Source organism: Streptosporangium sp. NPDC087985 (genome assembly GCF_044741965.1).
In the GTDB taxonomy this organism is placed as follows: domain Bacteria; phylum Actinomycetota; class Actinomycetes; order Streptosporangiales; family Streptosporangiaceae; genus Streptosporangium.
The window spans coordinates 103,900-124,296 of record NZ_JBIUTQ010000019.1 but is presented as its reverse complement, the minus strand read 5'-3'; the positions used below and the strand labels follow the sequence as shown (position 1 = coordinate 124,296).

Here is a 20,397-nt window from a genome sequence, read left to right as displayed (position 1 = left end):
TCTCGACTGGCTCGCACCCCCTTCGGCCAGCATCAACGAGAACTGACACACCGTCATTCCCAGAGGTCCAGAAGCCTCTTTTTGTTAGGAGTCGTTAATCGAACCCACCTTAACCGCCTGGCGGCAGGCCAGACTCGACCGCCGGCCCACCGGTCAACCCAGGGCCACGGCGAGGTATCGGTAACAGCCTGAGTGTCCGTTTCGTAGAGTGACTGTTCGGGGCTGTAAGAGGGACCTGGAGACACGTCTGGGGACGAGAACAGGCACGACCTTCGAGATCATGAGGTTCTCGATGCCTATGATCATCAGAGATGACCGTGCCTGTCTTGTCATCATCGCCGATCAGTGCTGCCCTTGGCCAACTGGCCGAGCACGGGCCGGTAGCCGCCTCCGCTGCCGATTGCCTCAGCCTGTTGGAGTGTTTCCAGCGACTTCCCGACCCCCGTGATCCGCGTGGCGTCCGACATGCGCTGGCGTCGTTACTGGCCGGTGCCGCGGCGGCCGTGCTGGCCGCAGCGCGCCGAGATCAGCCCGGCGGTCGTGCCTACCGCATTTGCAATCAAGGCCATGCCTCGTCTCTGACCCTCAGCGAACTTCCTTAGGAGTCCCTGGTGACAGGTACGAACGTCCCGAGTTGGGGGCGACATCGGATGAAGCAGCACAGGCGTGCGGCGGCGCAGGGATCACCCTGCGCCGCCGCAGTTTTCCTCGTACTAGCGGTCAGCCCACTGGCTCACAGGCCCACGCACTGGCCCTTCTTCGGACCGGATGCGGTGTTGACCTGTCCGTTGTTGGCCGGCGCCGGAACGTTACCGGAGCACGACAGCGGCCCACCGATGCGGTTACCCGCGACGATCGGTGCTGTCGAGCCGGTGTTGTCGACGACGTTGACGGGACCGCTGACCGTTGCCCCGGTGACAATGACGCGCATCGTCGACCGGGAAACCGTCAGCGGACCGGTGATCGTGACCGGCGCGCAGCCATGGTCCTGGTCGCCGATCGTGACCAGCTCGCCGTCCGCCAGGTCCACGGGTCCGCTCACGGTGGTGCCGCACAGCCGCACCACGCCCGCACGCGAAGCCGACACCGGGCCGCTTACCGTGGCACCGTTCGCGATCAGCGAGGCTCCCGGCTTTACCGTGACCGGTCCAGAGACCTGTGCACCGTCCAGGCACGTGACACCCGAGTTGACGGTCAGCGGGTCGGAGTGCCGACCGGTGATCGTCGTGGTGCAGGGCGGCGGGTTCTCGAACGCTTGGAACTCCGCGATCCGGACCTGACCCGAGCTCGCGAACGCGGTGGTGCAGTCGCTCGGCACGTTCGGGTCGTTGGACTGCTGACCGGCGTAGGCCGGGTTGCCGGTGCATTGCGACGACCCTACGACTAGGCGCAGATGCGTCGCGAGCGTCGTCGGGATGTCGAACGAACGCAGATTGATGCTGGGAGATACCGGTCGCGGCCGCTCGGCCGGGAAGGCATCCTCCGCGCTCGTGTAGGCCAGCCGGTAGTCCTTGTCGTTCGTGCAGTCGACGGTCGCGGACGCCGTGCAGGCCAGCACCTGGAAGGAGCGCAGCGCGGTGAACCGGTTCTGGGCAGCGTTGTCACCGCCCGGGTCACCCGTCTTCGCCGGACGCAGCAGAGCGCTGACGTTGATCCTTCGTACGACCTGCGGGCCGTCACCGGCCAACTTGACCGTGGTCTGTTTGCCGGCGATCGGTTCGGCCTTGGCCCCGAGGTAGGCCCACTGCGACCCCTCGTTCTCATCGATGAGGTACGCGGCGTTCACACCGTCACCAGTTGCTGTCGCGCCATTGGCCGCGGCCGCCAGGTTCTGCTGAAGGTTGATCGCAAAGTCACCCGTCTGACCCGGCTTGAAGGTCGCGGTCAGGCGAGTCAGGCCGTACCCCGGCGCCTGGACGAACAGGTGATAGGTCCCCGGAGCGATCGTCGCGGTGTCCGATCCCGGCTTGGCGGGGTCGACGCTCACGATCGGACGCGAACGTGCCTGGAAGTCACCGATGAAGACCTGCATCTTCGCCGTGCTCGGCGCCTCACCCGCGGGCACGAACCGGATCGTCGCGTTGTTCGCGTTCGGTGAGTCGAAGCCGGGCTTCGGGGTGACGTCGCTACCGCTGGTCGCGGTCGCGCTCGACCCGAGGCCACGCTTGGCGAACGCGTCCCACATCAGCGCCTGGTTGACACCACCGGTGCGGATCTGATCCGCCGCGAGCATGGCGTCGCGGGCACCGACCATGGTGACGGCGCGCGGCATCAGCAGCCAGGCGTCGTACACGTTCTGGATCCAGCGCCGGTTGCCGGGGCAGCTCTCCAGCGCAGTCAAGCCGTCGGCGCACGAGGCATTGAGCTCAGGAGTGCCGGAGCCGTAGCGGTCGACGAAGGCCTGGCGGACCTCCCACTGCACCGCGTTCCAGATCTCACCGTCGGCGTGCACCTCAGGCCCGGTGAGGTCGAAACCGAAGTTGCTGTAGTTCAGCGGGCTGTCGCCGATGTCGAAGTTGCGGATGCCGCGGACCGGGTTTCCCGTGGCGTACTGACCTGTGACCGAGTACGTCTGGCCCTTCGGCACCAAGTTGTACTCGTACAGGTATTCCATCGCGTCGAGGTCGGACCACGACTCGCCCATCGACCCGGCCTGCGTGCCGGACAGGCCGCCGTTGACCATCCGGTTGGAGATCGCGTGGGTGTATTCATGGGCGATGACGGACATGTCATAGTCGCCGTCGACACATGGCGGGTAGAACGAGCCGGCGACGGGCTGCCATAGATACATGTTCGTCGAGCCGGGCGATCCGTCGGTCGGCGTCGACTGGTTCGCGTTGTTACGCGTGAGCGTCGCCGACCGGGCCCCGGATTGCGCGCTCCCGCGCTCCGGGTCGTTGGCCCTTCCGCCGCGATCGAAGTTGTTGACCTGCATGTTGCGGTTGATCTCGGTGAAGCCGAGTTTGTACGACCAGTCGTGCATGCGGTTGTGCATGGCGTTCAGGTTGGTGATCGCCGCGTCGATGTCGTTGAGATTGCCGGTCGTGAACGCGTCCGGGCTGCATTTCGACTCGTACCACTGGTTGGTCCAGGCGAAGGTGTAATCGCGGTTCGGGCGGCTCGTCGCCACGTTGTTGAGGCTGAAGCTGCCCGTCCACGTCCGCGCGGTCTGTGCGTTGTTTCCGCGGCTCGTCGTGCTCGACGCCGTGGAGTTGATGCTTGGGTCTATGTCCCACGCCAATGGCGAGGACGGGTTCCCGACCACGCGGTCACAGCCGGTCGCGGGAGTCCAGCACCAGGTCTCGCGGGTGTCGGTCGAGCTGTAGTCCGCGGGCGGGTTGGCCGGGAACGCCTTCCACTCTGGGTTGTCGATCTCCTCGTGCACGTTGTCCTGGCGGATCAGCACCTCACCGGTGCGCCCGTCGACGTAGCTGGTGTACGCCTCTGGCTCGTCACCGTTGCTGTTGAGCCCCACCTCGTACGTCGCACGGACGCTGCCGTCCGGCAACGGAACGGCAACCAGCCGGACCGACTGCTGACCGTCGAGCGCGCTCGCCGAGTAGCGCTTCCAGCCGTCCGATTCGCCGCGCGCGGTCAGCGTGCCGAGGTCCAGTCCGGCGTCGCTCGCGGCAGTCTTGATCGCGTCGGTCTCGGAGAGGGTCGCCGAGGGCGGCTTCGGAGCCTGACGGGCCAGGCTGGAGGAGACGTAGTAGACCTTGCCATCGACGAGTCCGACGTTGACCATGCCGTCGTATCCGGCGGACAGATCTCCGAAGCTCTGCTGCAGGACAACAGCGGAGCCCTGGCCGATGGGATGCACCGAAACGAGCTTGAGCCCGTCGACTGCATCCTGAGACAGGCCGAATAGGGCGCGATTGGCGGAAATGTAGGCCCGCGCGGCCGCCTCCGGGTCGGCGGGAAGGTCGGTCGCAACCGGCTTGCCGTCCACCGACGCAATCTGCAGCGGCGTACCAAAACGGTTCCAGTCGACATGCGCATTGTGTTGGGCTGCTGCCAATTGCCGCTGCTCAGCGGTTGGCCCACGGCTGCCCTTCCGGCCGTCGAAATTGCCCTTTCCGTGGTGATGCAAGGCCCCGTCGGCAGGGGCGCCTCTGCCGTGCTTGGGGTCGTTAGGTGCACCGATGGCTGTTCCGTTGATGCCGAGTACGACAACGGCACTGGCGGATAAGACAGTCACCAGTTTGGTCAACCTGCGTCTGTGCCTCACGTCGAACCTCCCCCGGACGTTGTGGTCCGGTAGCTAGCTGGCCAGCCTCATAGGCTGCCGTGGCGCAGAACGTAACGCTCTACTCGAAAGTCGGTCAAGATATGACTTGGAGTGATTTCGTCATAGATATCGGGCTTTCGGCATTTGTTGGAAACGCTGAGCCAGCCATTCGACATTTGTACGACCGGGGTCATGATGAGCCTGAACGCTCAACCCGGTGCCGAACACCAAGACCGAGTGGAGGAGACATGGCGAGGTTCCTGCAGGGCCACAAGGTCGACGAGTTGCTCCTGCGTCTGTCGGGCCGGCACCGCCAGGGCCATGAGCTGGTGAAGATTTAATCGAGAACGAGCTGCTGTCCGGGGGGCTGGTGCCGGTGGCGTCCGGGATGGACAAACACGACGGTGTCTCCGCCATCCGGATCAAGAACCGCTACGCCGCGCTCTACGCCGCCCGGCTGCGGCCGAAGCAGAGCGTCGAGCTGCCCGAGGCCCCGTTCCTGCACCTGTTCGTGCCGCGCGGCACGGTCACCCTCGAAGGCGCGGGCACGCTCGGCCCCGGCGACGCCGTACGGTTCACCGCAACCGGCGGGCAGCGGGTGACCGCCGTCGAGCCCGCCGAGATCCTGGTGTGGGAGATGCACGCCGCGGTCGCCGCCTGACCTCTCACCCCGTAGAGAGTCCGGCCGTACCACCCGGGTTATCGTGAGGCGATCCGGGCGCCCGCCGAAGACCCTGTTGCCCAATTCTGATCAGGCGGCGAGCGAGAGTTCGAGGCGGGCCAGGTGGCTGGTACGGGTCCGGTCCAGCGGGTGCCCGTTCCACCAGGCATCCAGCCGTATCAGGTTCAGGGCGAGCGCGGAGTAGACGTGTTCGAGGTGGACCTTCGCCAGACCGCGGTAGCGGGCATGGCGGATGCCGGTGACAGTGACTGCCTGGTGGATGGTGCCCTCGACTCCGGCGCGGATGGCGTACGTGGCCTGCCAGTCCTTGGCGTGCTGCTTGCGTCGTGCCTGATCGAGAACCTCCTGCAGGGCACGAACGTCGCGTCCGTGGTCGCCACGTTCGTGATCAGATTGGGCGGCACGCCGTCCTTGTCGTCCTTGCCGTCTGTGGCTTGACCGGAGCCGTGGCAGGTCTCGCTGATGTGCACCGTGAGGTAGGCCACGGGTGCGGTGCCGGTGTTTCCATCGGCCCGTTTCCGTGGCCCCTCCCGCACCCCCTCTGTGTCCCGCTTGAGCTTGGCACAGAGGGAGGCGCTAGGGGCGAGGCCGGTCCAGGTCGAACGTCACGCCGGCCAGGCGGATTGTGCGCACCCTCGGGTCCTTGAGCAGCTCCCGTAGCTCGCGGACCGAGCTGAGCTGGTCCACATAGCCGTAGGCGAGCCCAGCTTCGGCCGCCTTGCGCAGCCGGTTCAGGGACAGGTCGAAGGAGCGCAGGTTGGCGTTGTCGTGGTCACGCAGCAGGCCGACCCAGTTGCGGAACTGCGGCAGGCTGCCACCGCATATGTCATCGGTCAGGTCGCCGCCCTTGCCGAGGTCCAGCGCGTCGGTCCAGTAGTCGAAGCCCCAGGTGATCGGGAGGGAGCCGGGCCTGCGCTCGTACACGACCCGTTCGGCGCAGGAGCGGGACTGCTTTACGAACGCCCTCAGGTCGGCCTCGCCGAGCGGCTGTTCGAACTCCACCACCGCCAGCGCGCTGAGGTCGGCGGGCAGCCGGGCGAGCACCGCGCGCACCTCGTCCTTGGCCGTCAGCGTGGTGCCGACGTTGAACAGGGACTGGGAAAGCCTGGTGTTGGCTGGTACTGCCGCGGGATCAGCGGCCGCTGACCCCGGAGGCCGGCTGATGAGCGGCTACGGTCACGTAGGCGATCGGGCCGCCGGACGTGGATTTGAGGCGCTTGCCGAGAAGGAGCTCGGAGATTCGCAGGTCATCGGCCGTGCCGGTCGTGATCATGTTGATGGCCGTGTCGAGGTCGCTGATGTAGCCGGCGAGTCTCGCGTCGAAACGATGACGGATCAGGCCATTGTCGGTCAGTTTGCTGTCCCAGCTGCTCAGCCCCGTTAGTACGGCGACAACGAATCCGCCGAGTGTCACCGGGAGAATGCCGGCCTGGGCGATCTTTTCCGGTCTCCCCACCCACCATCCGCGCAGCGCCTCCAGCAGGTCTGCCGGTGTCAGATCGGCGTGAAAGCCGATGAAGGGGCGATCTTCATCTGGGACATGCTTCGCCACGTCGACGCGCAACACCGCCATCGTGGCGTTGCCCGTTGTCGTTGGCAGGAGGTGATGTAGCGCTACGGAGGAGCGAGCCCGGATTCGTTGCGCCACATCCATAGGGATGACCAGTTTGTCGTCGTGTTGACCGGCCGCGGGGAGCAGGCCCGCAGCCGCGATCTTCTGTAGGGCGAGGGGAGGGAGGTTGAAGCGGACGGCGGCCTGCCGCAGGGTGATGAGGGTCATGGGCTCGTGAGGTCATCTCTCGGCTCGCTGCGTTCGGACTTTCGAAGTCGAGCAGGTGGACGTGTGCGCCCGCCGGAACTCGATCTCCCACCGTCACCCAGCACGTACCAAAACTTATGATCCGCTCTGTAGCGGAGAGGGCCTACGTCCCTCCACGCTGAGGAAGCGGACGACAACGAAGCAAACAGTCACGGCGGCCGCCACCCACACGACCGTCTTCCCCATGGTCGCGATCACCTCGTTCCTGCCAGGTGGAAGCACGATCATCTGTACGGCGGCGCCGACCGGCACGGTCAATCTCGCGAGGAGACCGATCACTCCCGGCCGCATGACGCACGCACCCACGGCCCCAAGGGGCGCCCCGAAGACGATGCTGGTGACCCACCACACGAGCGACTCGGACTCGTACCAGGAGGACAGGGGCCCGTCGCTGCGGATGGTGTCCGCGATGCTGTAGGCCGCCGTGGCCGCGAGCAGGGACAGTGCACCGGCGACAGCGCCTCGGGTCAGTGCCGCAGGACGGCTCTCCTCGGCGCGGGTGACCAGCCATCCCACGGCGACCGCCGATCCCGCCCAGGCCCAGCCGGAGTCCAGCAGCACGCTCATGATCTCTATGACCGACACCCCGCCGGTCGTGGCAGTCCGACTTTCGAGGTCCGCATAGTGGTGGGAGATGGCGTTGACCAGGGAGGTCGCTGCGCCGAACCCCGCTCCGATCAGCAGAGCGCTGACCAGGACCTTCACGAGGCGGGGCATGCGGTGGGGTGCCACTGTCCGGCCATGTCGTTGATCGTTGGTCACGGATGCCCTCCTCTCGCATATGTCATGATTCATGACAGTGGGTCAGGGTATCCGCTGTTCGTGACCTCTATCATCACGCGAGCCCTCGAGATCCGGGCCGATACTTCCCGCGCACGCCCAGACATGCCTGGAAAATCACACGGAAGATCTGGGAGAAATCTCGATCGAGGCCGTCGACAACCCCCGCAGCCACGGGAAATAAGGCAGAAGAAGGGGATATGTCAGTGCTACCTTTCCGGGGTCGGCCGCGGGACTTCGGTGCGACTTCCGGGACCCGCCTTTGAAGCGATGATTCGCAGCTCGTGCCCCCATTCCCCGGCCGACCTCGTACGTCGACCCGGAGGCAGCGATCGAGACTCGTGTCGAGACCAGTGCGGATCTGATCGCCGCCGAGGACGTCCTGCTGTTCGTGAACGCGGCGATCACCTCCACCGGCCAGCGTGAGTTCCACTCCGGCGCGGAGGAGCAGAGCCTCTCGCTGGACTTCCTGCACGACTACCTGATGGGCAACTACCGCGACCTGTACGCGGCCACCCTCGCCCTGGACGTCAACGACCACAACGCCGTGTTGATCGCCCGAAACCTGCTGGCCACGACGGGGGAGGCGGACCCGGAGCAGCGTCAGGCCGAGGGGCGCCTGATCGCCCGGCGGCTGGCCCTGCTGCCCCCGCCTCGGGTGTACGGGCTGTTCCGCGAGCTGCGCCGCGCCAAGGTCAACAACCGGCGCACCAGGGCGATCATGCGGGACTGGCTGGCCGCCCGTCCCGACCTCGCGTTCGACGCGGTGAAGTACCGCGGCGCCGTCAAGGACGCCGTCCGCCATGCCCACCTGAGCCCGGGCGGGGAGCTGGGACCGTTCCTGTTCACCCCACACCGACCGGCCACCTACACCACACCGATCCTGGAGACCTGGCGGCGGGCCCACTACGAGCAGGCCGCGCTGTACAAGCTGCCCTACACGGTGGCGGAGGGGTTCGCGGCGAAGCACCGCATCGCACGCGCCGCCTTCCTCGAGCGCATCGCGCCCCGGCTCACCCGGCTGGAGCGGCTGCGCCTGCAGGAGTCGGCACGCGGCCTGGAGGTTGATGCGGTGCGGGCCGACCTCACCACGATGCCGCTGACCCGGCTGGCGTCATACGTGCTCGCCCTCTCACCGGACGATCGCGTGCACCGCCGCGCCGAGCTGACGACGGCGCTGCGCGCGGCCGCCCACCGGACCGCGGGCGATCAGGCCGGGCGCTGGGGCGCGGTGGTCGCCGTCCTGGACGACAGCTTCTCCGCGTACGGCTCGGGGCAGAAGCGCCGCCGTCCGCTCGCCGTCGCGCTCGCCTGCCATTTCCTGCTGGAGGCGCTGGCCGCCGAGTACACGCCGCTGTGGCTGTCGGGCCGTACGGACGCGCTGCTCGCCCATCCGTACGGACCGACACCGCTCGGCGAGCGTATCCTCGACGGCCTCGAACGCGGACCCGGGCGCCTCGTCATCGTCTCCGACGGGTGGGACAACTCACCGCCGGGGCTCGCAGGAGAGGTACTGCGGATCTGGCGCACCCGGCTCGACCCGGACCACACCTGCGGCATCGTGCACCTCAACCCGGTGTACGACGCCGCCGACTTCGACGTACGGCGGCTGGCGCCCACCGTCCCGACCGCTGGGATTCGTGACGCCGAGAACCTGGTGGCCCTGGTGGAGCTGGCCCAGTTCGCGGAGGGGCGCACCGGGCTCTTCGAACTCCGTGCCCACCTGGCGCGCCGTGTCGAGAGCTTCCTGAGGAAGGACGCATGACAGGTCTCGCCCTCACCGGGCTCTCCACCCGCCCCGCGCAGGCATGGGGTGGCGTACGGCTCGTCCCGCTGGTCCGCGAGAAGCCGATCGAGGACCTGCGGCTCGACGCCCGCCTCTACGACGCGGAGTTCGGCATCGTCGAGGTGGACTCGCGGACCGAGTACTCCTCCTACATTCCGCACGGGTTCGTGGCGAGCTGGACGCGCGACGGCACCCCCGCCGCGGCATACGGAACCCAGCTCCGGGGGTCGGCAGAGCGTGACCGCACACCCAGCCGGATGCCGCTGCGGTTCCACCGTCGCATGGCTCGCCGAGCTGACAGGAACCGGCTGCGCTTCCTGCCTCTGCACCTGGCGCTCGAGGGTTACCTGGCGCTGCACTTCGGTGGTCCGGAGATCGCGTGGGAGGAATGGTCACGCCGCGCGATCAACCGCGGGCTTTCGCCTCGTGTCGAGGAGGCGTACATGGGCGCCGCGGTCAGAGGTCTGGAGGACGCCCTTCGCGTCTTCGAGATCCACCCCGGCCAGTGCGGCGTTTTCGTTTACGTCGCGGACGCGCTCGCCGCCGCGTTCGTGGTGCCGCACCCCGATGACTACCGTGCCCTGTACGCGACCCTTGTGCATGACCTGTACGGCGAGCTGATCTACCACTACGCCATGCTCAGCGGGCCGGTGCCTGATTTCCACGCCCGCATCGTGGATTCGACGGTGCAGTCGCTCGCCGATCTGCGCGCGCAGGCCCGTCGGCAGCAGGATGAGTGGGCGGCCTTCCACGACCGGGTCATGGCGGGCGGGCTGCTGGACGCGGACTACACGTACCAGCGCGTCTACGAGATGGGCGGGTATCGTCTGTCCCGCTTCCTGCCCCCCTTCGAACGGCGGCGTGAGAATCACATCGGTGAGCTCATCACCGACAGCGCCGGTCGGCTCGCGTACCTCAAAACGTTCCGTCTGTCGGAGAACCAGATCCGCCGCGGTCATCTGCTGACCCGGCTCGCCGCCGATGGCTGGAACGTGGCCGACACCGCCGCCACGCTCGGCGTGACCGAGCCCGAACTCGGCCTGCGCATCGAAGCCGCGGGCTTCGGTCACCTCCTTCGCCAGGACGTGCTCGACCACTACCGAGCTCAGCTCCGCCACGGTGGTCGGTGACCGCACCGGATGAATCGCCCCGAGTTTTTGCAGAGGCCCGCTCTGTCGGGCTCAGGCGGGGCAGAACGGCGCCGTGTGCCGAAGGCGCGGTTCGCTGGGGGCGGCGTGGTCGGCGCGGGTCAGTACCGCGCGGCGGAGGGCGGAACCTTGGCCGGGGCGGAGCGGAGCTCCTCTTCGAGGGCGTCGACGAGCGCTCTGGCCGCCTGGCGTAGCCGTACGCGGCGGGCGCTGAGGTCTTCGGCGAACACCCGGGCCTTCGGCCCCACCCACGCCGGCTGGCCGGTGAGCTGACCGTGGGCGGGGTCGAGCGCGGCCTCCAGGATGGCGACCCGCGCCCTGACCTCCGCCAATGTCTGTTCCAACACCTGACGCCGCGGGTTGGGTATCAGGTCCTCCGGGCGAGGATTCATTTATCCCCTTCGGATGCGGATACATCGGACGGACTATTGGACATTATTGGTTCTACGGCACATCAGCCAGCCCTGGAGGAATTCATGGGACGTTCTGTACGGCGCGGCGTCACGGTGTGCGCGGTGGCATTGCTGGCGGTGTCCGGATGTGGGGGTAGCGGCCCCACGGCGGCCGAAGCAGGCGAGACCCTAAAATCGCATATAACCGATCTGATGAAGGAGAGCCACGTTCTCGATGTCCGTATCACCGATTCTGGTGGGCGCGATATTCCATGTGGAGAGGGAAAGGCCAAGAGGACCTTCGCGGCCACGGCCAGAGACGCCGCACCACAACGCGAGCCGGACGGGCTCAATACTTACATGCTTGGTGTGCTTTCCGCGGTTGCCCCGTACCGGATTGTTGAAGACCGGGGCAACGCTCCCATTCGGCTTGCCAATGACATGTACAAGACGGTGATCATCTTGGAGTCACCAGGTAACGGGCAATACGGAGTACGAGGTGAGACCGAGTGCCTTCCGATCTCGTGAGCTAATTATCGTAGGCCAACCCGCGCTCTCTAGCCAGTTTGTTGCCGCCTTCAAACCGACCCGCCATCTTTTGGGATAGATCTCCCACTGATAGCTCGTCATCACCTCCCATGCCATTGGCGACTGCCCACTTCTCGAAGGACTCAAGTCCTCGGTTCCCCTGTTTGATGAGTTCGGAGAATGGTTTGAGGTTGCCGTTGGCGTCGGTGATGGCGACGCCGGGTGGGCAGGCGGCCTGGTAGTCGGCGGGTGTGACCTTCGGGGTGAAGCCGTTGGCCATGAGTAGCTGCGCGTAGGTGTGCTGGCGGCTGAGGGTCGCCGCGCTGTCTCCCTTGTTGACCCGGTCCATCCTGGTTTCGTCCTCTTTGCCGAAGGCGCCATGGGCGGAGAGGGAGGTGCTCAGTGCCAGCCAGGCGAACCCGGCCGCGAGGGTCGGCGCGGCAAGTGTGCTGGTCAGTCCGATGGTGGTGTCGCGGGCGAAGTTCGCCATGGCCTTCTGCTGTTTGTCGATCATGTCCAGGTTGCCCTGGACCTGCTCGATGGCGGCCAGTTCGAAGCCGCGTACGTTGCCCAGGGCGGTGAACACCCGGTCCAGGTGTCCGACGTCCCCGGTCTTCCTGGCCGTCGCCGAGGCGTCGGCGATCAGTTGCTGGGAGAAGCGGCCCATTCCCTGGTCGAACGGGGCGAGGTTCTCGGCGGAGTCGGCGAAGGTCTTCAGGAAGCGGTAGGTGTCCTTCGGGCTCAGGGTGAACGCCGATGTCGTGCCGAAGGCCGAGGTGAAGGGCTTCAGCGTGCTCGCTTCGGTCATGTTGGCGTCGCCGATGTTGGCGCCTTCGGTGATCTCGGTGGCGTAGGCGCCGGCCAGCGTCGACAGGAAGATCCTGGCTCCTGGTGCGACTTTCAGTGGTGTGGCCGGAGAGTCCTCGGTGCCGTCGGTGTCCCTAAGATCTCCCATGATGATCATGGTGTTGAAGGTGAACTTCGCGGCCTCGGGGCTGTGCGGGCCCTTCTCGTAGGCGCCGCCTGCGGTGGCGAGCATCCGGCCGAACTCCGCGCTGACGTCGAAGTCCAGGCCCGGGGGCCGCTGAAAGGCGTGTTCGGGGGTTTTTATGCGGTTGAGCTCGGTGAACAGATCCCTGAGGTCTTCGCGGGACATGGCGTTGAACAGGCCCCTGGCCGCGTCGGGGTTGTTCGTCAGAGCGGACAGGAGGGGGACGAGGCCGGTCTTCCACCGCCGGGGGCTGCTGCTGTCGCCGTCGCCGACCGGCTTTCCCACCTTGGCCCGCGCTATCTCGGTGAGCCACACGGTGGGGAACATGCCGTACCGCAGCAGGGACGCCAGCTCGTTCCCCGATGCTTTCTTGAGGTTGCCCGCCTCCCAGGCCGAGCCGAGGAGGGCCGGTTGCGCGCCGACCGCCGTGGCCAGGGCGTTGCCGATGACCTGCCGGTGCTTGTCGGCCGCTTTCTTGTCGTACCTGGCCAGACGGCCGAGCATGCCGAGCATGCCTTGGGGGCCGAGGACCCGGAAGAATCCGGCGGTGAGGTAGGCGTCTTGTTGCCCGTCGGCGAGCTTGTCGAGGATCCGGTCGTAGGCGGCATCGGGCAGGCCGAGGGAGGACGGGGGGAGACGGGTGAGCTGAGCGGCGAGTTCGGTGCCTTCTCTGGCGCTGCCCGCCGGGGACTTTCCGGTCTTCTCGTCGTAGGGCAGCAGTCCCCACTGGAACGGGTCCTGGAGCAGGCCGCCGGTCCACGCCGAGGCCGGTCCCGGCAGGCCGACCCCTCCTCCCAGCAGGGGGAGGTCCTGGTTGATCGTCTGCAGGCGTTGGCGCAGTCCCGGGAGTTCGTCGCCGACCCAGCCGCCGATCTCCCTGATCGGCTGCAGTCCCGCCGCCGGTACCTCGGCCACCGCGAGTAGCTGCCGGATCCGCTCGGACTGCTCGCCGATCACGTCGCGACCGCGCTCCAGCGCGGTGATGAAGCCCTGCATCAGAGCGGGGTCGATTCCGGCGAAGTCCGGCGACAGCGGCCCCGTTCCCGACGGCATCGACCCCACCATTCCCCTCACCCCGTTTTCAGTTATTTCACTTTAGCTCCACGGTGAGCATATTAAAGGGCGAATAATACGGATCTATCAAGCATTATGGGACGATTCCTGGCCTCGATGTTGATTCCGGTGTCACGCCGGGTGCACTGGCACGCTGAAGATGATCGGACCCGTGCCGGCCTGGTGAAGACGGTCTCAACGCTGCCGGTGAGCGCGCAGGTTTACGCCTGTCCGTTTGATGTGCCTGGCCGTAAGGAGGTGGCTCGGGCGAGGGCGCTGAGGCAGGTGAGTGTCGACAGACCCGAAGGATGCGACTGAAGCGCGACGGCCGGGCGCCCGTCACGCGGCGGGAAGCCCGGCCTCACTTCGCGGTCCGTACCCGACCGCGCACTACTCATCGTAGTTGGGTCGTCGCTTCTGCCAATCGCTATCGGAGATGGTGCGATGCCGCGCAGACCGAGGGCCATCGCGGTGCGGGTGCCGTAGCCGCGGAAGATGAACTCCTCCAGCAGGTTCCTGTCGTAGCGCTTGTCGGTAACGAGCAGGTGGATCATTCCTGCGGCGTCCTGTTCCGTCTCCCAGACGATCCAGTCCTTGCCGACGGGAGAAGTTCACCTACGGCGTTGGCGTAGTAGGTCGATCCGCCCAGGTGGAAGGCGATCTGGCGGAAGGTCCATCCCTTGCCGGGTGAGTGGTCGAGCTGATCGGGCGTGAGGGAGTTCAATCGGTTCGCCCAGATCAGGGCGAGCCGGGTGAGACGGCTGCGGGCCTCATCCAGATCCTGCTCGGTGAAAGGGGCAAGGTCGGCGGGGGTAGTGATCGCCGATGCATGCCAGTGATCGGGGATGGTCTCGTGTTCGGCCAGCCGGGCTTCCAGTTCGGCGAGGTGGTCGAGGAGGTGATCGTTCACTCGTCGGATCGCCTTGTGCGGGGTGTAGGTCCGCCCGTCACCCCGCAGTGGGCGGCCATCCCACGCGGTCCACGTGGCCGCCAGGCGAAGGACGTGGTCGATCATCGCGGTCACGACCTGTGCCGGCTCGCGGTCATCGGTGATCGGGGACTCATCGGTCATTTTCGGTCTCCATGTCAGAACACCATGCGGACATTCCGGCCACGCCATCAGATGATCAAGATGTCGGAGAGGATCCGGTGGCCGCCGTCCCTCACCTTAGGTTCCGGATATTTCAGCGGCTGACGAAGCATGGAGACGTGATAGGCAGGCGCGGGACGGTGACCTCGGTCCCGTCGATGACGTCGACGTTCCGGTCAGCCGCCTGAACTCCTCATCGCGAAAGCGAATGATCTACGAACAGAGTTCGCTGGTACGGCAACGAGCTCGCCGATCGGCCGGCGCTCCCCGAGAAGGGGCGAATCCGCTGAACAGGCGCCCGAGTCAGGCGCTGCGCCAACGGGCACGGCGAGCGCGGAATCAGGCAAAGCTTTGCGCCGGGCCGGGTTGATCGTTCCCTTGGGTGCGGCTGTCGAGATGGTCTGGGCATAGCCTGACTAGAGCTGACTCATGTGCTGTATGTGAATTTGTCTCGTATATCCCGATATTGATGGTCGGCGTGATGGCAACCAACACCTCGAAGCGGCATATACGCGGGCTACCTGCCGAGATGACGAGCTTCGTCGGGCGCCGGCAGGAGCTGGCCGAGGTCAGGTCGGTGCTGTCCAGGTCCCGCCTGGTGACGCTCGTCGGCGTCGGCGGGGTCGGGAAGACCCGCCTGGCCTTCCGGATCGCCGCGGACGTGCGGCGAGCCTTCCCCGACGGCGTGTGGGCCGTCGAGCTGGCCACCCTGAGCATTCCGGAGTTGCTCGCCCAGACCGTGGCCGAGGCTCTGGAGCTCCAGGAGAGGCCCGACCGGCCGTCCATGGAGACGCTCACCGAGTACCTGCGGGACAAGAACGCGCTCCTGGTCCTGGACAACTGCGAGCACCTGCTGCATGACTGCGCGCTCATGGCGGAGAGACTCCTCGTCTCCGCTCCCAAACTGCGGATCATCGCCACCAGCAGGCAGGCATTGGGGATCGCCGGCGAGCAGACGCTGGTCGTACTTCCCCTGCCGCTCCCCGATGAGGGCACCACGGGCTTCACCGCGGATTCGCTGGCGCAGGTCGACGCGGTACGGCTGTTCGTGGAACGGGCGCAGGCCGTCCTGCCGACGTTCTCCGTCACGGAGGCCAACCGGGAGACGGTGGTGCGGATCTGCCGACGGCTGGACGGTATCCCGCTGGCGATCGAGCTCGCGGCCGTACGGCTGCGCGCACTCTCGGCCGAGCAGTTGCTCAAGCGGCTGGACGACAGGTTCAGGCTGCTCACGGGGGGATCCCGCGCGGTGCCGTACCGTCACCAGACGTTGCGCGCGCTCGTCGACTGGAGCTTCGAACTGTGTACGGAGCCGGAGCGGCTGCTGTGGACCCGCGCCTCGGTCTTCCGTGGTGGCCTCGACCTGGAGGCCGCCGAGGCCGTCTGCTCGGGCGATGGCATCGCCCGCGAGGAGGTCCTCGACCTGGTCATCGGTCTGGTCGAGAAGTCCGTGCTGGTCCGCGAGGAGCATCCGCCGGGAGTCCGGTACCGGTTGCTGGAGACCATCCGGCGGTACGGCGGGGACCGGCTGGCCGGGTCGGGGGAGGAGGAGACCCTGCGGCGGCGCCACCGCGACCATTACTCCGGCCTGGCGCGGGCGGCCCGTGCGGAACTCTTCGGTGATTCGCAGGTGGAGTGGTTCATGCGGCTGTGGGTGGAGCACCCGAACCTGCGGGCCGCCCTGACGTTCAGCTTCGAAGGGCAGGCGGAGGCCCCGGCCGGGCTGGAGATGGCGACGGACCTGCTCTACTACTGGATGCCCCGCTACCGCGTCCGGGAGGGGCGCCAGTGGCTCAGGCAGGGGCTCGCCGCCGTCACCGAGCCGGGGGAGTTGCGGGCGCGGGCGCTGTACAGCTGCGGCTGGCTGGGGATCCACCAGGGGGAGATCGCCGAGGCCGTCGCGATGTTGGAGGAGAGCCGGGACCTCGGGAAGAAGCTCGGACTGGACTCTGTCCTCGCCTATGCCACGCTCTTCCTCGGCATGACGGCCATGTACCGGGGGGACGTCGACTCCGCGATCAAGCTGTACGAGGAGGCGTTGGCCGGCCATCGCGCGACCGGGGACGACATGGGCGTGGTGCTGACCCTAACCAGGCTCTCCTTCGCCTACTCCTACCAGGGCGATTCGGAAGGGGCGATCTCCACCGGCTGGGAGTCCGTCAGGCTGTGTGACGTGCACAAGGAGAGCTGGCACCGGGCCTACGCCATGATGGCGCTGGGGGTCGAGATCTGGCGTCAGGGCGACATGGAACGCGCCGCCGACCTGGAGAAGGAGAGCATGCGGTTCAACAGCTTGCTCAACGACTGGCCGGGCCTCGGGGTGAACCTGGAGGTGCTGGCCTGGGCCGCGACCTGCCAGGGCGAGTACGGAAGAGCGGCACGGCTGCTGGGGATCCTGCGGAACACGTGGCGGAGGGCGGGCGCACCCCTCTCCGAATTCGGACACCTGATCGAATACAGCGAGGAATGTATATCCCGTACCCGTGAAGCCCTCGGGGTGTCCGCCTACGACGACGCACTCAAGTACGGCGCCGGCCTGTCCTCAGAGGAAGCGCTCGCCTACGCCCTGCAGGAGGGTCCGTCCGCCGGGCCGTCCGCCGGACCGCCTTCCGGCCGCGCAGCCCGGACGTCGCCGCTGACCCGCCGGGAGAGGCAGATCGCCGGCCTGGTCGCGCAGGGAATGAGCAATAAGGAGATCGCCACGGCGCTGGTCATCGCCCAGCGCACGGCGGAGGGACACATCGAGCACATTCTTGGCAAACTCGGCTTCCACTCCCGCGCGCAGATCGCGGTCTGGGTCGCGGAGCGGGCGCGGGACGCGGAGTCCGGTGTCACCGGCGAGGCGGGGACGGTCCCGAGGCCCCGCGGCTGAGCGGGTCAGCCGTTCCCGGCCATGCTGGTCGCCGTCTCGGCCGTGCGGGCCATCTCGAACCAGACGATCTTCCCGGTGGGGGTGCGGTGGCTGCCCCAGGAGTGGGCGAGTGCCTCCACGAGGTACAGGCCTCGGCCCCCTTCGTCCACGTCGAGGGCGTGGCGGACCTGAGGCAGGTTGGTGTTGGTGTCCTGCACCTCGCAGCGGAGCGCGTCGTCGTTCATGGAGATGGTGATGACCGCCGCCCGCGAGTGGCGTACGGCGTTGGTGACCAACTCGGTGACGAGCAGTTCGACGTCGTCTCCGTGCTCGCTGACTCCCCAGTCGGCGAGCTGGTGGCGGACCCGCTTCCGGGTGTTCGGCACGGTGACCGTGTCCGGAAGGAGCATCCACGATGCCCGGGTGTCGCAATGCCGGGACGGCTGGATGTGGAGAGCGCTGGTGGGCCCACCGCCCGCGTGTGTCCGTGGGGTGGCGTGGGCGGGCATCGTCATCACGCAGCCCGACCGCAGATCCTGCGTCCCCTGGCGCTGAGGTTGGTGTTGACACATGGCTGGTACCTGAATCCGGTTGATCTCTCGTTGCCTTCTCTGCCGACAGATCGATCGTCTCTCACCAGGCCTGTACCTAATAACGGGATAAATACCCATATCACTACCTATTTCGCCGCGACGGTGGCCATTCCTTTACCTTTGGCGGAGAGCCGGGCGGCCTGCGGTGGGAAGGCCGATCCACGCGGCCTCCGCCTCCTGAGCGTGCCGGCGGCCGGGGCGGTTCCCCGGTTGTACGAGGTGGAGACAGCCAAGGCGTCCTGCGGGTGGAGTGGCGAGTGAAAGGAGTGGGGCCATGGATGCCCCACTCCTCTGCTACCTGTTGTCGCGGCTGTGGCTAATAACCACATTAACCACAGCGCTCACCACACCTGTCCGGCGCCTGAGCGGAAACGAGATCGACGATGGGCTCGAACACGAAGGTCGGTGAGGTCGTTTGATCGATGATGGCATCGATCGGTGTGTCTGTGCTCATGGCCTTCCTTTCAAAGCGTGACCTGCTGCGGGCAGATCACAGATCGATGACCCGTTGCCGGGCCAGTTTCCGCGCCATCTGGACGACCTCTGTAAGGTCGGCGCGGAGCGTGGTGGCGATGGCCCGCAGGGAGCTGTGGCCGTCGCAGCAACTCAGTAGAGCGGCAGTGGCATCGTTGATCCGGTAGATCCGTACAGCGGGCTCACCCCACTGGCGTTGCAGCAGGATCCACGTGTGCCGGACGGGTAGGTGCGCAGGCGGCACCTTGGCGGTGACGTCGTGATCGAAGAATGCGACCCGGGCGGTGGGGGAGAGGCCGGGCACCTCACGCGGCAGCGTGCCCTCATCGCCGGTCCTGTCCGGCGCGAGGGCCGGTTCGATGTCATCCGGAACGGTGGCGGCCGGCTTCCGGGCTGCCTCGGCGGCCTGCCGGTCATGTGCGAGCTGCCCGCACAGCAGTTCGTAGCGGGCGAAGTCGACCAGTGGCACCGGCGCACGGCCGTCGATCCACGCCACCAGCTGCTCGGGCTCCCCGGAGCCCGTCAGCCGCTCGCCCCATTGCGGCCGGCGGACGGTGGAGGAGGCAAACCCCTCCAGTAGCTCCGGGTAACGGGCCTCCAGTTCGGCGACGGTGGCGGGCAGATAGGCCGTCACCTTCAGCACCAGCTTTCTTCGGACGCTCTCCCTGGTGATACGGAATCCCGCAGGCGGAGCGCCGGCCATCATGGCCAGCTCGGCATCGCTCAGCCCGTAACGGTGCCGCAGCCGAGCGGGATCCTCCCGCAACGTCGCCAGCTCGGCCTCGCAGGTCAGCACTGCGGCCAAGGCCTCCTGCAGGCCCATCAGGTGCCCTCGGTCACGGCCGGATCGGCAGGCGAACGCCGCAACAGGGCGCGGGCCCGGTCGATCTCCACGAGCAGCTCGTACGGATCACCCGGGAAGTTCCGGTCCCGTTCGACCAGGGTGGCCTGGAGAGTGGTGCGACCCACCAGCTCGGCCAGCAGATCCCACACGCGGGGAGGTACCGGTTCACCATGGGTGTCGATGGACAGCTCCCCGTCACCCCCGTCCTCACCGCCTGCCAGATGCACCTGTACCACGCGCTCCACCGGGATGGTGCCGAGGAACTCCAGCGGGTCAAAATTGTGATTACGGGCATTGATGTCGAGATTGGTGAGGTCCAGCAACAGGTGACACTCGCAGTTCTCCATCACCTCGGCGATGAACTGCGCCTCGCTGAGGGGGCTGGCCAGATCCACGTAGTAGGTGATGTTCTCCAGAAGGAACGGCGCCCCCACCGCGTCCTGCACTCGCTGCGCCCTGCGCCCCAGCCGGCGCGCCGTCTCCCGGGTGCGGGGCAGCGGCGCGAGCACCCCCAGCGCCACCTGATCGGTCCGGGTGAAACACAGATGGTCGCTGAACCACGGCGCGTCGATCTCGGCAACCAGGGCGGCCAGCGCCTCAAGATAATCTTCATCGACTTCACGGTCCGACCCGATGGACATCTCAACCCCGTGCGGTACGACCGGGAACCGGGCGGCCAGCGCGCGCAACCGCTCCCGCCTGTCAGCCGGGGCGTACAGGAAGTGCTCAGTGATCACCTCCAGCCAGTCAATCCGGTCGGCATGCTGGTCGATCATGTCTGCGAGCTCGGCCCGGTAACCCAGGCCTGAGCCCAACTCGCGCAATCCGAACACCGTGCACCCCCGAGATTCGGCGTATATCGCCATCTAGGGATCCTGTGTCGCTGTATTAACGGATAATTCCCCCGCCCGTTTCCGTCACACACCCGCGATGGGCAAACATTGGATGAGGCCGAGGAGAGCCGGTATACACCGAAATATGAAAAGCCTTGATAATGAGTTTCTGGCGCCTGCCAAGATTTATGTGAAAAGTGCCCAGATCGGCAGATTCTCGTGCCCTGGTCCGGGCAGTCATCACCCGGCCCAGAGTCCAGTCGAACGCGGACCGGGCGGCACCACAGGGTTGATCTGTCCACAGG

Annotated in this window: 16 protein-coding genes; 5 read left to right on the top strand and 11 right to left on the bottom strand. The window is 66.8% G+C overall.

The features are described from left to right. Positions 1-733: 733 nt before the first annotated feature. On the bottom strand, positions 734-4,210 hold the full coding sequence (locus tag ACIN94_RS27200; protein WP_400711696.1) for a M36 family metallopeptidase: 3,477 nt from the start codon (positions 4,208-4,210) through the stop codon (positions 734-736). A 406-nt stretch (positions 4,211-4,616) separates the two neighbouring features. On the opposite strand from ACIN94_RS27200, the gene ACIN94_RS27195 reads away from it, so the two are divergent. Beyond that, positions 4,617-4,889, top strand: coding sequence for a hypothetical protein (locus ACIN94_RS27195; protein WP_400711693.1), 273 nt, complete (start codon positions 4,617-4,619; stop codon positions 4,887-4,889). 90 nt (positions 4,890-4,979) lie between these two features. On the opposite strand, the gene ACIN94_RS27190 is transcribed toward ACIN94_RS27195, so the two are convergent. The 4 genes from ACIN94_RS27190 to ACIN94_RS27175 form a co-directional block, all read right to left on the bottom strand. Then, the gene (locus tag ACIN94_RS27190) at positions 4,980-5,261 is read right to left on the bottom strand and encodes a transposase (RefSeq protein ID WP_400711711.1); all 282 of its coding nucleotides are present in this window, start codon (positions 5,259-5,261) and stop codon (positions 4,980-4,982) included. A gap of 225 nt (positions 5,262-5,486) precedes the next feature. Then, on the bottom strand, positions 5,487-5,963 hold the full coding sequence (locus ACIN94_RS27185) for a hypothetical protein (protein WP_400711690.1): 477 nt from the start codon (positions 5,961-5,963) through the stop codon (positions 5,487-5,489). Positions 5,964-6,042: 79 nt separating this feature from the next. Beyond that, positions 6,043-6,690 (bottom strand): hypothetical protein, encoded by a 648-nt coding sequence (locus ACIN94_RS27180; protein WP_400711687.1) that lies wholly within the window; start codon positions 6,688-6,690, stop codon positions 6,043-6,045. 114 nt (positions 6,691-6,804) lie between these two features. Continuing rightward, a complete protein-coding gene (locus ACIN94_RS27175) occupies positions 6,805-7,491 on the bottom strand; it encodes a hypothetical protein (protein ID WP_400711684.1) in 687 nt (228 codons plus the stop codon). 409 nt (positions 7,492-7,900) lie between these two features. Here ACIN94_RS27175 and ACIN94_RS27170 point away from each other — a divergent pair, with 409 nt between their 5' ends. Next, a complete protein-coding gene (locus tag ACIN94_RS27170) occupies positions 7,901-9,274 on the top strand; it encodes a hypothetical protein (RefSeq protein WP_400711681.1) in 1,374 nt (457 codons plus the stop codon). Then, entirely contained in the window at positions 9,271-10,425 is a 1,155-nt protein-coding gene (locus ACIN94_RS27165; RefSeq protein WP_400711678.1) for an ARPP-2 domain-containing protein, read from the top strand. Before ACIN94_RS27170 ends, ACIN94_RS27165 begins: the two co-directional genes overlap by 4 nt. Before the next feature lie 119 nt (positions 10,426-10,544). Here ACIN94_RS27165 and ACIN94_RS27160 read toward each other — a convergent pair whose 3' ends face one another. Next, a complete protein-coding gene (locus ACIN94_RS27160; protein WP_400711675.1) occupies positions 10,545-10,835 on the bottom strand; it encodes a hypothetical protein in 291 nt (96 codons plus the stop codon). 123 nt (positions 10,836-10,958) lie between these two features. Between ACIN94_RS27160 and ACIN94_RS27155 the strand changes: the two genes are divergently transcribed. Next, positions 10,959-11,363 (top strand): hypothetical protein, encoded by a 405-nt coding sequence (locus ACIN94_RS27155; RefSeq protein WP_400711672.1) that lies wholly within the window; start codon positions 10,959-10,961, stop codon positions 11,361-11,363. Between the two features lies 1 nt (position 11,364). Here ACIN94_RS27155 and ACIN94_RS27150 read toward each other — a convergent pair whose 3' ends face one another. Both ACIN94_RS27150 and ACIN94_RS27145 read right to left on the bottom strand, forming a co-directional pair. Then, a complete protein-coding gene (locus ACIN94_RS27150; protein WP_400711669.1) occupies positions 11,365-13,407 on the bottom strand; it encodes a hypothetical protein in 2,043 nt (680 codons plus the stop codon). A 550-nt stretch (positions 13,408-13,957) separates the two neighbouring features. Continuing rightward, positions 13,958-14,479, bottom strand: coding sequence for a hypothetical protein (locus tag ACIN94_RS27145; RefSeq protein WP_400711666.1), 522 nt, complete (start codon positions 14,477-14,479; stop codon positions 13,958-13,960). 499 nt (positions 14,480-14,978) lie between these two features. Between ACIN94_RS27145 and ACIN94_RS27140 the strand changes: the two genes are divergently transcribed. After that, positions 14,979-17,369, top strand: a complete 2,391-nt coding sequence (locus tag ACIN94_RS27140; RefSeq protein WP_400711663.1) for an ATP-binding protein — start codon at positions 14,979-14,981, stop codon at positions 17,367-17,369. Positions 17,370-17,374: 5 nt separating this feature from the next. On the opposite strand, the gene ACIN94_RS27135 is transcribed toward ACIN94_RS27140, so the two are convergent. From ACIN94_RS27135 to ACIN94_RS27125, 3 genes are all read right to left on the bottom strand, one after another. Next, entirely contained in the window at positions 17,375-17,758 is a 384-nt protein-coding gene (locus ACIN94_RS27135; RefSeq protein WP_400711660.1) for an ATP-binding protein, read from the bottom strand. 673 nt (positions 17,759-18,431) lie between these two features. Next, on the bottom strand, positions 18,432-19,238 hold the full coding sequence (locus tag ACIN94_RS27130) for a hypothetical protein (protein WP_400711657.1): 807 nt from the start codon (positions 19,236-19,238) through the stop codon (positions 18,432-18,434). Beyond that, positions 19,238-20,083: a DUF692 family multinuclear iron-containing protein gene (locus tag ACIN94_RS27125; protein ID WP_400711654.1), complete on the bottom strand. Its 846-nt coding sequence runs from the start codon at positions 20,081-20,083 to the stop codon at positions 19,238-19,240. The genes ACIN94_RS27130 and ACIN94_RS27125 overlap by 1 nt, the downstream gene beginning before the upstream one ends. Positions 20,084-20,397: the final 314 nt, after the last annotated feature.

Coding starts and splice junctions, on each gene's coding strand:
- ACIN94_RS27195 (WP_400711693.1), top strand. CDS start 4,617: ATGGACAAACACGACGGTGTCTCCGCCATCCGGATCAAGAACCGCTAC.
- ACIN94_RS27180 (WP_400711687.1), bottom strand. CDS start 6,690: ATGACCCTCATCACCCTGCGGCAGGCCGCCGTCCGCTTCAACCTCCCT.
- ACIN94_RS27165 (WP_400711678.1), top strand. CDS start 9,271: ATGACAGGTCTCGCCCTCACCGGGCTCTCCACCCGCCCCGCGCAGGCA.
- ACIN94_RS27160 (WP_400711675.1), bottom strand. CDS start 10,835: ATGAATCCTCGCCCGGAGGACCTGATACCCAACCCGCGGCGTCAGGTG.
- ACIN94_RS27150 (WP_400711669.1), bottom strand. CDS start 13,407: ATGCCGTCGGGAACGGGGCCGCTGTCGCCGGACTTCGCCGGAATCGAC.
- ACIN94_RS27145 (WP_400711666.1), bottom strand. CDS start 14,479: ATGACCGATGAGTCCCCGATCACCGATGACCGCGAGCCGGCACAGGTC.
- ACIN94_RS27140 (WP_400711663.1), top strand. CDS start 14,979: ATGGCAACCAACACCTCGAAGCGGCATATACGCGGGCTACCTGCCGAG.
- ACIN94_RS27135 (WP_400711660.1), bottom strand. CDS start 17,758: ATGCTCCTTCCGGACACGGTCACCGTGCCGAACACCCGGAAGCGGGTC.
- ACIN94_RS27130 (WP_400711657.1), bottom strand. CDS start 19,238: ATGGGCCTGCAGGAGGCCTTGGCCGCAGTGCTGACCTGCGAGGCCGAG.